At 56.3% G+C, this 12,767-nt stretch carries 10 protein-coding genes; 5 read left to right on the plus strand and 5 right to left on the minus strand.

Translation table 11 applies throughout. The features are described from left to right. Positions 1–19: 19 nt before the first annotated feature. The 4 genes from B3X29_RS17745 to yebS all read right to left on the minus strand — a co-directional run bounded on the left by B3X29_RS17745 (position 20) and on the right by yebS (position 5,767). Positions 20–259, minus strand: coding sequence for a YebV family protein (locus B3X29_RS17745; protein WP_103181101.1), 240 nt, complete (start codon positions 257–259; stop codon positions 20–22). Positions 260–362: 103 nt separating this feature from the next. Next, the gene (gene rsmF, locus B3X29_RS17750) at positions 363–1,805 is read right to left on the minus strand and encodes a 16S rRNA (cytosine(1407)-C(5))-methyltransferase RsmF (protein ID WP_103180043.1); all 1,443 of its coding nucleotides are present in this window, start codon (positions 1,803–1,805) and stop codon (positions 363–365) included. 76 nt (positions 1,806–1,881) lie between these two features. Continuing rightward, positions 1,882–4,515: a PqiB family protein gene (locus B3X29_RS17755; RefSeq protein ID WP_156654707.1), complete on the minus strand. Its 2,634-nt coding sequence runs from the start codon at positions 4,513–4,515 to the stop codon at positions 1,882–1,884. Continuing rightward, positions 4,484–5,767 (minus strand): membrane integrity lipid transport subunit YebS, encoded by a 1,284-nt coding sequence (gene yebS, locus B3X29_RS17760; protein ID WP_103180041.1) that lies wholly within the window; start codon positions 5,765–5,767, stop codon positions 4,484–4,486. Before yebS ends, B3X29_RS17755 begins: the two co-directional genes overlap by 32 nt. 131 nt (positions 5,768–5,898) lie before the next feature. Between yebS and B3X29_RS17765 the strand changes: the two genes are divergently transcribed. The 4 genes from B3X29_RS17765 (at position 5,899) to htpX (ending at position 10,322) form a co-directional block, all read left to right on the plus strand. Beyond that, positions 5,899–6,396, plus strand: coding sequence for a GAF domain-containing protein (locus tag B3X29_RS17765; protein WP_103180040.1), 498 nt, complete (start codon positions 5,899–5,901; stop codon positions 6,394–6,396). 97 nt (positions 6,397–6,493) lie between these two features. After that, complete coding sequence (proQ, locus tag B3X29_RS17770) at positions 6,494–7,177, plus strand: RNA chaperone ProQ (RefSeq protein ID WP_103180039.1); 684 nt, start codon at positions 6,494–6,496, stop codon at positions 7,175–7,177. 19 nt (positions 7,178–7,196) lie between these two features. Further along, entirely contained in the window at positions 7,197–9,245 is a 2,049-nt protein-coding gene (gene prc, locus B3X29_RS17775; protein ID WP_103180038.1) for a carboxy terminal-processing peptidase, read from the plus strand. Between the two features lie 195 nt (positions 9,246–9,440). Next, entirely contained in the window at positions 9,441–10,322 is an 882-nt protein-coding gene (htpX, locus tag B3X29_RS17780) for a protease HtpX (protein WP_103180037.1), read from the plus strand. A gap of 47 nt (positions 10,323–10,369) precedes the next feature. Here the strand turns inward: htpX and B3X29_RS17785 are convergent, their stop codons facing one another. Continuing rightward, a complete protein-coding gene (locus B3X29_RS17785; RefSeq protein ID WP_103180036.1) occupies positions 10,370–11,743 on the minus strand; it encodes an MFS transporter in 1,374 nt (457 codons plus the stop codon). Between the two features lie 178 nt (positions 11,744–11,921). On the opposite strand from B3X29_RS17785, the gene kdgR reads away from it, so the two are divergent. After that, positions 11,922–12,713: a DNA-binding transcriptional regulator KdgR gene (gene kdgR, locus B3X29_RS17790; protein WP_039030796.1), complete on the plus strand. Its 792-nt coding sequence runs from the start codon at positions 11,922–11,924 to the stop codon at positions 12,711–12,713. Positions 12,714–12,767 lie beyond the last annotated feature (54 nt).

Below are 12,767 nucleotides of genomic sequence, written 5' to 3' on the forward strand. Positions count from 1 at the left end.
CGGGCGGGTTCTCTTTGAATCAGGCAAGGCGCATGATCCAGGCATCGGAACTTTGATCGTAATGCTCACGGTAAAGGACTGAGTGTTCGCCATCGAGGATTGCCGGGACGCTGGTGTCTGCATCCCATGCATCGAGCTGCATGCAAAGGTCGGGATCGGACTTGCAGGGGATGGTTAACGTTCGTTCGCCCTGCGTATCGCCGCTTAACTCGGCATCATCGATTTCGAATGCGCCAATGCGCACATTGGTTTTCGTCATAATGCTCTCCATGATCACGCTGTGTTCTGGTACGACCAGTATAGTCGCCCACTTTTCAGCCTGGACAATGAAGAGCAAAAGCGCCAGTAAAAAAGTGCTTTTTTTAGCGCGTTTCACCGTTACCGGTAAACAAGCGGCCATCGCGAACCAGCTCGCGCGGATAGCTGTTTTTAAGCCGCGAGCCCACTTTTTTCGCCATGCCTATTGGGAAGCCTTGCCAGGTCACTACCGCATCATCCCCGGACGGGGTTGTTTGTGGCCAGACATCGCGTCCGCGATACCACTCTTCCGCTTCCGCCTGGGTTAAGGCAAAGGTGTTGTGCTGGCCTGCCAGCGCGATCACCGCTTCATGCTGCCAGCGATAGCCTTTGTTGTGCGTCTCCGCCAGGCGCAGGCCAAGACGGGAGAAGCGCACTTTGCCGATCAGCGGCTCAATCTCTGTCGGGAATAACCACACCTCTTTATCTCGCTGCCACAGACGCAGACTGTCGTCCCAGAACAGGCCCGCCTGGTTAGCGGCGGCAGTAATCTGTTGGGCTTCGCGGGTTTTAAGGGGCGTGAACGGGAAGTTTCCGACCTTATATTTGGGAGCGGGCAGCGGTGCAACGGCGGCCTTTTTACGCAGGCGCGCCACGAAAAAGCCTTCGCAATCGTAAATATGCGGAAAGACGTGCAGGAAGCCTTCAGGCGTAACGCAGTCCCCGGCGCTGGCGAACAGGTCGTTGAGCGGCAGGAATTCAACGGCATCCGGATACTGCTCCTTAAGCCACAGACAAACGGCTTCGTTTTCATCGCGGTTCAGGGTGCAGGTGGAGTAGACCAGCGTGCCGCCCGGACGCAGGGCGTGGAAGGCGCTGTCGATAAGCTCGCGCTGGGTGGCGGCGATCTCAAGGTTGCTGGCAACGGACCAGTTTTTCAGCGCATCGGGATCTTTTCGCACCACCCCTTCGCCGGAGCAGGGGGCGTCCAGCAGGATCGCATCGAAAGCTTCCGGCAGGGCGGCGCCAAACACGCGGCCATCGAAATGGGTGAGCGCCACGTTGCTGATCCCGCAGCGGCTGATATTCGCGTGCAGCACCTTAACGCGGCTGGCGGAGAACTCGTTGGCGAGGATCGCGCCCTGGTTGTTCATCCGCGCGGCGATCTGGGTGGTTTTGGAGCCGGGGGCGGCCGCCACGTCCATCACCCGGGCGGGCATATTGCCATCGGCAAACAGCGCAGCAACCGGCAGCATGGAGCTGGCTTCCTGAATATAGAAGAGCCCGCTCAGATGTTCTGCGGTACTGCCCAGCGGCAACGCCTCTTCGTCGTCACGCTCGATCCAGAATCCCTCTTCGCACCACGGTACAGGGGTGAGCTGCCAGCCGTAGGGGGCGACAAGCGTGAGAAAATCCGCCACGCTGATTTTCAGGGTATTGACGCGCAGGCTGCGGCGCAGCGGGCGCTGGCAGGCAGCGATAAACGCATCAAGAGAGAGAGGGTCAGGCAGAGCCTGGCGCATTTGTGCCAGAAATTCTTCTGGCAAATAGACGGAACGTTGAGACACGAGCGCACCACAGGGAGTCAAAGAGGCGCGCAGTGTACCACAAACGCTCCGGTGGGTTGACACCGGAGCGTAGGGGTTATCGTGGCAGGGCCGTTCCCCAGGTGCGCCACTCTTTCGGTTCGCTCTCCTGCAGCAGGAAGTGCTTGCCAGGCTGAGATTTCGGTGCGAGCGGGGTGCCAGGCGGCGTCGCAAAGGCGATACCGCCGCGGATAAACTGATTAAAGGTCCCGGTTTTCACCACCCCGCCGGTCAGGCCGAAGTCGAGCGAGTAGCCGGAGGCCAGCCAGAAGACGGAGTTGTTACGCACCAGGTGCTGATAGCGATCGCTGATACGCAGGGCTACCATCACCCGATCCGAGAGCGTCCCCAGCGACAGGCCGGTGACCGTACCCACTTCCATACCGCGGAACAGCACCGGTGTACCGATATCAAGGGATGCTGCATCCGGGACCTCCACCACAATGCTCAGGCCATCGAGATAGCGTGAATCGGTGATGGTCGCCTCCTGCAGCTCGAAGTCGCGGCGCGATTTACCCTGTCCGGGCTCCACGTTGATATAGGGCTGCAGAATGGTATCGAGATGCTCAACGCCCGCCGCGGAGATCTGCGGGGTGATGACCGAGAAGCGCGTCCCGGTGCGGGCGAAGTTGTCGACATATTCCGGGTAGAGCACCGCCGTGGCCTGCACTTCATTGCGGGCGGTGATCAGCTTCAGGCTCTGGACCTGCCCGATATCGATCCCCAGATAGCGTATCGGCATCCCTTCGGAGAGCTTGCCCGCGTCAAAGGCATGCAGGGTGATCTGACTGCCGACTGCACGCGCTGCGGTCTCAGAAGGATAGAGGATCCGCTTGTCGCCTTTACGCTGACTGGCGCTGGCCCCGCTCAGGTTGTCGAAGCTGATGGCCCCGCGCAGGGCGCGGGAGAGCGGAGAGGCCTGCACCGTCAGGCCGCTGCCGTTAAGCTGCACTTTGGCCCCGCCCTCAGCCCAGAACACGCTGTTGCTGGTCAACAGCTTGCGGTATTCCGGTTTGATATGCAGTTCGATATCAAAGGCATTGGCGCGCGGGCGCACCAGGATCACTTCACCCACTTCAAATTTACGATACAGCACCACCGAGCCCGCCTGCACATCCGGCAGGGTGTCGGCCACCAGCGTCAGGGTGGTGGTCGGCAGATCGCTCAGGCTGTTTTCCAGGGCTTTATCGAGATTGGCATACAGCGGATAGCTGTCGCGCATGGCGCCTTTCTCACCCGGCAGGATACGGATCCCGCCGCTGATCCACTCGCTGGCGCTGGCCGCCAGGAACTCGACGCCGTCGAGTCCGACTTTCACGTCCACCCGGCTGTTGACCACGAATTTACTGTCGCCATGCACCAGCTCGCGGTACTGCGGATCAATCGCCACCGCAAAGGTGACGCCTTTGCTGGTTAAGTTGCGCTCAAGCACCTGGCCAATCTGCACCCCGTGCAGAATCAGTGGCTGGCCGGCGTCGATGCCGTAGCTTTCCGGTGCGTTGAGGGTCACGGTCAGTACGCCGGGTTTTTGCAGCAGCGCCTTATCGGCCGGGGCGATGACAAACTGGTTAACCGGTTCGCCGCCGCCGGGAATGAGCTCAAACGTACTGCCGGTCAGCAGGCTGCTGACGCTGGGGTTGCTGAGCGTCAGTTTCGGCGTACGTAATTCTATGCGGGTGTTTTTACGCAGCAGATCGACCACGCTGGGGTCAACGGTCATCTCACCGGTTACCAGCCCGCCAGGGTTAAGCGTCATTTTGGTGAGCTGCCCGACCTGTAACCCCTGGTACATCAGCGGGGTGGAATCCTCCTTCAGGCCATCCGCCGAGGGGAGGGTGAGCTTCACAATCACGCCGCGCTGGCTGTGAGCCAGATCTTTATACAGGCCGAAATCATCTTCCTGGGTAGCGGGCTCAGAACCTTCCGGTGAATCGAAGGCGATTGCGCCGTTCACCAGCGCCGCCAGGCTCTCAAGCTTCACTTTGGCCCCGCTCAGGCTCAGGTCGGCATCCACGCCGGAGACGTTCCAGAACCGGCTGCCTTTTTTCACCAGCGAGGTAAAGCGTCGCTCAATCAGCACATCGATAACCACCCCCTGCTTGTTAGGGGTGATGGCGTAGTCATATACGCGGCCAACGGGGATCTTACGGAAATAGACCACCGAGCCGCTGTTTAAGGAGCCCAGATCCGCTGCATGCAGATGGATCATCAGATCGCCATTGTTAAGCCGGTATTTCGGCTGCGTGTCGAGGGCGGTAAAGTGATCCTTTGGCTCACCTTTGCCCGGCATCATGCCGATATAGTTACCCCCGACCAGCGCATCCAGCCCGGAGACGCCCGCCAGCGAGGCTTTGGGCGTAACCAGCCAGAACTGGGTCTCATCGCGCAGGGCATCTTTCATATCGGATTTGATGCTGGCGCGAACCTCAATTTTATTCAGGTTCTTGTCCAGGGAAACATCCTGGACGGTGCCCACCTCAACCCCCTGAAAACGGACGGGCGTTCGGCCTGCAACGATGCCGTCGGCGCTCTGGAAGTCAATGGTGATGGTATTGCCGCGATCTTCGTAGCTGGTCCAGATTAACCAGCCGGCGATCATCAGAGCGATAACCGGCAATAACCAGAATGGCGAAATACGACGTTTTGTTTTAACTCGCGCTTCAGTCGGCGAAGCTGGCGTTTCCTGACTCATGTGCATCCCAAAGTAAGCGGCTATCCAGCCATTCCACTGCAAGAATAGTCAAAATCACCGCAGAGCCGAAATAGAACGCTGCGGGTCCCATAGTAAAAGCAAGGAGCTGATCGCGATTGATCAGCGACATCATCAACGAAATAACAAACAGATCCAGCATTGACCAGCGGCCAATCCAGGTCACGAAACGCAACAACAGTATGCGGGTTCTCAGCCCCTGCTCACATTTGAAATGAATGCTCACGAGCAGAGTAAACATCACCACCACTTTGGTAAAGGGCACCAGAATACTGGCGATAAAGACGATCGCAGCCACGGCGATGTTGCTGTGGGCCAGCGAGACGATGCCCGACATAATGGTATCCTCCTGCCGCGCGCCGTTGACATAAATCACCGAAATCGGCAGCAGGTTAGCCGGGATCAGAAATATCAGCGAGGCGATGAGCGCCGCCCAGCATTTCTGCAGGCTGTTATGCCGCCGCAGGCGCAGGGGAATATGGCAGCGCGGACAGCGGCCCCGCGCGTCGGGCAGGCCGGTATAGTGGCAGCCCAGACAGACCCGCAGTGCCGGATCGTAGCGGGTGGCGGGGCGCTGCGGGTAGAAGCGCTCCCAGAGCTGCTCCACGTTGAGGTGAATCAGGGTCAGGACGCTCAATATCACCAGCGCGATAAAGGCGAACAGGCCAGAGCCCGGCTGCAGATAAGCGTAGTCCTGCACTTTGATTGAGGCCACGACGATCCCTACCAGGTAGATATCCAGCATCACCCACTCTTTGAGCTTCTCAAGCATCAGGAGCACCGGGCGAAGGTTCATACCCAGAATATTGCCGAACCACAGATAGGCTATCGCCGCCACCAGCACCACCGGCGCGCCGACGGTACAGAAGAGCACCATGGAGGCCGTCAGGGGATCGCCCTGGCGGGTCATCTGCCAGATCCCCTGCAACAGATTCGCGTCGATGCGCACGCCCAGCAGGTGCAGCTGAAGCAGGGGCTCGCTCCAGGCGAAGGGCATCAGCAGCATCATGGTCACGGCCATCGCCGCCAGCCGGGTCAGCGACCAGTCGCGGCCATCGCGGATTTTTGCGTTGCAGCGCGGGCAGAAAGCACTTTGGTATGATTTCATCTTTGGCAACGTAAAAAGCGTATCGCATTGCGGGCAACGCTGATAATGTGCACGAGGCAGCGCATCGCCGACCGTGTGCACAGTGATCTTTTTCGTCGGCATTATTTTCGGTGATTTAAGAGCCATCGGTCGCGCTAAAAAGGGATAGTTAATAGTTATCTTAACTCATGAATTGATTCATCTTGAGCATGAACGCAAATAATGCGTATTTTAATAGGCTATGCTGTAATTTTGTAAGACAACCAAGTGATTGAATAATGAACAAAACAGAATTCTACGCGGACTTAAACCGCGATTTCCAGGCATTGATGGCAGGTGAAACCAGTTTCCTGGCCACCCTGGCGAACACCAGCGCGTTACTCTTTGAACGTCTGTCCGATGTGAACTGGGCCGGTTTTTATCTGCTGGAAGGCGACACGCTGGTGCTGGGGCCGTTTCAGGGCAAACTGGCCTGCGTCCGTATCCCGGTTGGGCGCGGGGTTTGCGGTACGGCGGTAGCACAAAACCAGGTGCAGCGCGTGGATGACGTTCATGCGTTCGACGGGCATATCGCCTGCGACAGCGCCAGCAACGCTGAAATCGTGCTGCCACTGACTGTGGAGAATCAGATTATTGGTGTTCTGGACATCGACAGCACGGTCTTCAATCGCTTTACCCCCGAGGACGAACAGGGGCTGCGCGAGGTGGTAGGGAATCTGGAACAGGTTCTCGCCGCGACCGATTATCATAAATTCTTTGCGAGCGTCGCAGGATAATCAACGGATAACGTAGCATTTACGGATGGCGTCATTATAATGACGCCTGTTCATGCCTGCGGCTTGTCGGCAACGTCCGTTGTAATCAGGAAATTTCATGGAAAATCAACCTAAGTTGAATAGCAGTAAAGAAGTTATCGCGTTTTTGGCCGAACGTTTTCCTCAATGTTTTAGTGCCGAGGGCGAAGCTCGTCCCCTGAAAATTGGTATTTTTCAGGATCTGGTAGAGCGTGTTGAAGGTGAGATGAACCTCAGCAAAACCCAACTCCGCTCCGCCTTACGTCTTTATACTTCGAGCTGGCGTTACCTTTACGGTATTAAAGCGGGCGCAACGCGTGTTGACCTCGACGGCAACCCGTGCGGCGTGCTGGACGAGCAGCACGTAGAGCATGCGCGTAAGCAGCTTGAAGAAGCCAAAGCGCGCGTTCAGGCTCAGCGTGCTGAACAGCAGGCGAAAAAACGCGAAGCGGCTGCGGCCAATGGCCAGGAAGAAGCGCCTCGCCGTGAGCGCAAGCCACGTCCTGCACCGCGTCGCAAAGAGAATACCGAGCGTAAGCCTCGTGCTGAGCAACCGGCAAAAGCCCCGCGTGCGCCTCGTGAAGAGCCGCGCCACACTCCGGTTTCTGACATTAACGCCCTGAGCGTCGGTCAGTCTCTGAAGGTAAAAGCGGGTAACAATGCTATGGATGCCACCGTACAGGAAATCACCAAAGATGGCGTTCGTGTACAGCTGACTTCTGGTCTGTCAATGATTGTACGCGCAGAACACTTGTTGTTCTAAAACGGAGGCCAAGCCCGGCATGAACACATTTTTTAAGCTCACCGCGCTGGCTGGCCTGTTTGCGATAACAGGCCACGCTTTCGCTGTGGACGAGATTACGCGTGTCGATCAGATTCCGGTTCTGAAGGAAGAGACCCAGCACGCGACGGTGAGTGAGCGCGTCACGTCGCGCTTCACCCGTTCGCACTATCGTCAGTTCGATCTCGACCAGGCTTTTTCGACAAAAATTTTCGACCGCTATCTGAACCTGCTGGACTACAGCCATAACGTCCTGCTGGCGAGCGATGTCGAACAATTTGCCAAAAAGCAGACCCAGGTCGGCGATGAGTTACGCAGCGGCAAGCTGGACCTGTTCTACGACCTGTATAATCTGTCGCAGAAACGCCGTTTTGAGCGCTATCAATACGCGCTTAAGGTGCTTGAACGTCCAATGGACTTCACGGGTAACGACACCTTTAATCTTGACCGCAGCAAGTCGCCGTGGCCAAAAGATGAAGCCGAGCTGAATCAGCTGTGGGACAGCAAAGTTAAGTATGACGAGCTGAGCCTCAAACTCACCGGTAAGGATGAGAAAGAGATCCGCGAAACGCTGACCCGCCGCTACAAATTTGCTATTCGTCGCCTGGCGCAGACCAACAGTGAAGATGTTTTCTCGCTGGCGATGACCGCCTTCGCGCACGAAATCGATCCGCATACTAACTATCTCTCTCCGCGCAACACCGAGCAGTTCAACACCGAGATGAGCCTCTCCCTTGAAGGGATCGGCGCGGTGCTGCAGATGGACGACGATTACACCGTGATTAACTCCATGGTTGCCGGCGGTCCGGCTGCCAAAAGCAAGGCGATAAGCGTAGGCGATCGCATTGTGGGTGTCGGTCAGGTTGGTCAGAGCATGGTCGATGTCATCGGCTGGCGTCTGGATGATGTGGTTGCCCTGATCAAAGGGCCGAAAGGCAGTAAAGTCCGTCTGGAAATTCTGCCAGCGGGTAAAGGCACCAAGACCCGTATCGTTACCCTGACCCGCGAGCGCATCCGTCTGGAAGATCGCGCGGTGAAAATGTCGGTGAAAACCGTGGGTAAAGACAAGGTTGGCGTGCTGGATATTCCTGGTTTCTATGTGGGCCTGACGGACGACGTCAAAGTCCAACTACAGAAACTGGAAAAACAGAACGTTAAGAGCGTAATTATCGATCTGCGTAGCAACGGCGGTGGCGCCCTGACCGAGGCGGTTTCGCTTTCGGGCCTGTTTATCCCGTCCGGCCCGGTGGTACAGGTTCGCGACAATAACGGTAAAGTGCGTGAAGACGCGGATACCGATGGCGTTGTCTACTACAAAGGGCCGCTGGTGGTGATGGTCGATCGCTTCAGTGCTTCGGCCTCAGAGATCTTTGCTGCCGCCATGCAGGATTATGGCCGCGCGCTGATTGTTGGCGAACCGACCTTCGGTAAGGGTACGGTACAGCAGTATCGCTCCCTGAACCGCATTTACGATCAGATGCTGCGTCCGGAATGGCCAGCGCTGGGCTCGGTGCAGTACACCATTCAGAAGTTCTACCGCGTGAATGGCGGCAGTACCCAGCGTAAAGGCGTGACTCCGGATATCATCATGCCGACGGGCAACGAAGAGACCGAAACAGGTGAGAAGTTTGAAGATAACGCGTTGCCGTGGGATAGCGTAAACGCTGCCACCTTCGTGAAGTCGGGCGACATGACTCCGTTTGGTCCGGCGCTGCTGAAGCAGCACGACGATCGCATTGCCAAAGATCCTGAGTTCCAGTACATCATCAAAGATATTGCCCGCTTTAACGCCCTGAAGGCGAAACGCAATATCGTCTCTCTGAACTACGCGCAGCGTCTGAAAGAGAACGAAGAGGATGATGCAACGCGTCTGGCGCGGATCAACGACCGCTTCAAACGCGAAGGAAAGCCAGCCCTCAAAAAACTGGATGACCTGCCGAAGGATTATCAGGAGCCGGATCCCTATCTTGATGAGACGGTAAAAATCGCTATCGATCTGGCGAAACTGGAAAAAGATAAGCCAGCCGGGAATCCCGCTCCGGCTAAATAATCTCCCCTGACAGGCACAAGAAATTGTGCCTGTTTTTTTGTTAACCGCATCCTGCCGTCAGGCATTCCTTTTATTGTGTAAAGTTGTGTCTTTCTGGTGACTTACGCCGCTGCAATCCTTGAAAATATACGGAATACCCATACGATGTGGGTAATCGCATAGTGCGTTTTGTTAAACTGAGGTTAAAAGAATATTATGATGCGAATCGCGCTCTTCCTGCTCACCAACCTGGCGGTCATGGTGGTATTCGGGCTGGTGCTCAGCCTGACAGGAATTCAGTCGAGCAGCGTTCAGGGTTTGTTAATTATGGCGCTGCTGTTTGGTTTTGGTGGCTCCTTTATCTCACTGCTGATGTCCAAGTGGATGGCACTTAAGTCCGTTGGCGGCGAGGTTATTGAGCAACCGCGTAACGATATGGAACAGTGGTTGATGACCACCGTTGCTAACCAGTCCCGTCAGGCGGGTATCGCCATGCCGCAGGTGGCGATCTATCACGCGCCGGATATCAACGCCTTCGCCACCGGCGCGCGTCGCGACGCCTCTCTGGTTGCGGTGAGTACCGGCCTGTTGCAGAACATGAGCCGTGATGAAGCCGAAGCGGTTATCGCCCACGAGATCAGCCACATTGCGAACGGCGATATGGTGACCATGACCCTGATTCAGGGTGTCGTGAACACCTTCGTTATCTTTATCTCGCGTATTATTGCCCAGATTGCCGCAGGCTTTATGGGGGGCGATCGTGAGGAAGGCGAATCAAGTAACGGTAACCCACTGATCTACTTCGCGGTCTCTATGGTGCTGGAGCTGGTATTTGGTATTCTGGCAAGCATCATCACCATGTGGTTCTCCCGTCACCGTGAATTCCATGCGGATGCGGGTTCAGCCAAACTGGTGGGACGCGAGAAGATGATTGCTGCGCTGCAGCGTCTGAAAACCAGCTATGAACCGCAGGAAGCCTCAAGCATGATGGCATTCTGCATCAACGGTAAATCAAAATCCCTGAGCGAGCTGTTTATGTCTCACCCGCCGCTGGATAAGCGTATCGCAGCGCTGCGTAACGGTGAATACCTGAAATAACGGCCTCGGTTTGCTAATAAAAAAGCGCGTCCAAAGACGCGCTTTTTTTATGGCTGTGAATGAGGCTGGGTCACCCGCAACCCGCTGATGATGGCCGCGACGGTGGCCAGCGTGCCGGCGGTCAACAGCGCCAGATGCGTGCCGCTTTGTCCGGCCAGGTTGAACATCAACGCCACCAGTGCCGCGCCGGTACTCTGTCCCAGCAGGCGGGCAGTGCCCAGCATCCCACTGGCGCCGCCGCTGCGGTGGCGAGGCGCTGCCGTAACAATGGTATGGTTATTCGGTGACTGAAACAGGCCAAAGCCCGCCCCGCACAGCACCATCCGCCAGATAATATCCAGATCGTGAGGTGCCGCAGGCAGCAGGGCGAGAGCGAAAAGACCTGTCGCCATCACCACCAGTCCCAGCGCGCCCAGTAACCCCGCATGTACCCGCTCAATCAGATGGCCCGCCAGCGGAGCCATTACCATGGTCGCCAGAGGCCAGGGCGTTAACAGCAGGCCCGTTTCCACTTCCGAGCGGCCAATCACGCTTTGCAGGAAGAAGGGCAGAGAAACCATCGCCAGCATCTGTGCGCAGAAGGAGCAGATAGAGGTGCAGATAGAGAGGGAGAAGAGCGGAATACGCAGCAGATCTACCGGCAGTAACGGCACCGGCAGTGCCAGCTGGCGACGCACGAAGAAGAAGCCTACCACCAGCAGCGCCACGACCTCGCCCGCAATCAGCATCAGCGACTGTCCCTGAGCGAAGCCGCTCAGGGCGGTGATCAGCAGGCCAAAGGTGAGGGCGTTCATCACCGCGCTCGGAAGATCGAATTTTGGCATGCTGCTTTTCGCGCCATTGGCCGGTAAAAAACGCAGGGCGAACAGCAACGCCACGATCCCAAGTGGAACGTTAATTAAAAATAGCCACTGCCAGGACGCGACCGAGAGGATCGCTGCGGCGATAGTTGGGCCCGCCGCAGACGACACGGCAACAATAAAGGAGTTGATCCCCATCCCCCGGCCCAGATGTCGCTGAGGATAGATAAGACGGATCAACGCGGTATTCACACTCATCAGCGCCGCACCGCCGAACCCCTGCATGATACGCGCCAGCGTCAGCATGTGCAGCGTATCTGAAAGGGCGCAGAAAAGGGAGGTCAGCGTAAATACCGCCAGCCCGCACTGATAAACCCGGCGGTAGCCAAACATATCCCCGAGGAACGAGAACGAGAGCAGCGAGATAACAATGGCTATCTGGTAGGCGTTAACAATCCAGATTGAGCTGGCCGGGGAGGCATTCAGGTCGCTGGCAATGGTTGGCAGGGCGACATTGGCGATAGCGCCATCCAGTACAGCCATTGAAATACCGATAATAATGGTTGCAATGGCACCATAACGTTGCGGCAGCGGCAGGCCGTCTTTGGGGAGAGTCGTCATGAAAATTAATTAGCATTGGAGGTTATTATTAACAGGGTAAGGATATTATCACTGTTATTTCTGTTGTGTGTCGCAGATTTGTAACCAGGTAAGCCAGGATTGATTGCAGCAACGCCGGAGCGAATTTATAATAAAAACCGGTTCTGAATTTTATAAAACACTTGCGTTGAGGTGATTAATGGCAATCGCGGATTTGGATAAACAGCCAGATTCTGTTTCATCCGTGTTAAAGGTGTTCGGCATCCTGCAGGCGCTTGGTGAAGAGCGCGAAATCGGTATTACTGAGCTGTCCCAGCGTGTAATGATGTCAAAAAGCACCGTTTATCGCTTTTTACAGACCATGAAATCACTGGGTTATGTTGCTCAGGAGGGCGAGTCCGAAAAGTACTCCCTGACCCTGAAGTTATTTGAACTGGGCGCTCGTGCGCTGCAGAACGTCGATCTGATCCGCAGCGCGGATATTCAGATGCGCGAACTCTCCCGTCTGACGAAAGAGACGGTGCACCTGGGGGCGCTGGATGAAGACAGTATCGTCTATATCCATAAAATTGATTCCATGTATAACCTGCGTATGTACTCACGCATTGGCCGCCGCAACCCGCTCTACAGTACCGCTATCGGTAAAGTTCTGCTGGCATGGCGCGACCGTGATGAAGTGAAGCAGATCCTCGAGAACGTGGAGTACAAACGCAGCACTGAGCGCACCATTACCACCACCGAAGAGCTGTTGCAGGTGCTGGATAAAGTCCGTGAACAAGGTTATGGCGAAGATAACCAGGAGCAGGAAGAAGGCTTGCGCTGCATCGGCGTTCCGGTATTTGACCGTTTCGGTGTGGTCATTGCCGGCCTGAGTATCTCCTTCCCGACGCTGCGTTTCTCTGAAGAGCATCTGCACGAGTATGTTGAAATGCTGCACACAGCGGCGCGTAAGATTTCTGAACAGATGGGTTACAACGACTATCCGTTCTGATTGAAAGCGCGATAAAAAAACGCGGCCTTATGGCGGCGTTTTTTTATGCAAGGG

The sequence above is a fragment of the Leclercia sp. UBA5076 genome (assembly GCF_002416465.1).
GTDB lineage: Bacteria > Pseudomonadota > Gammaproteobacteria > Enterobacterales > Enterobacteriaceae > Enterobacter.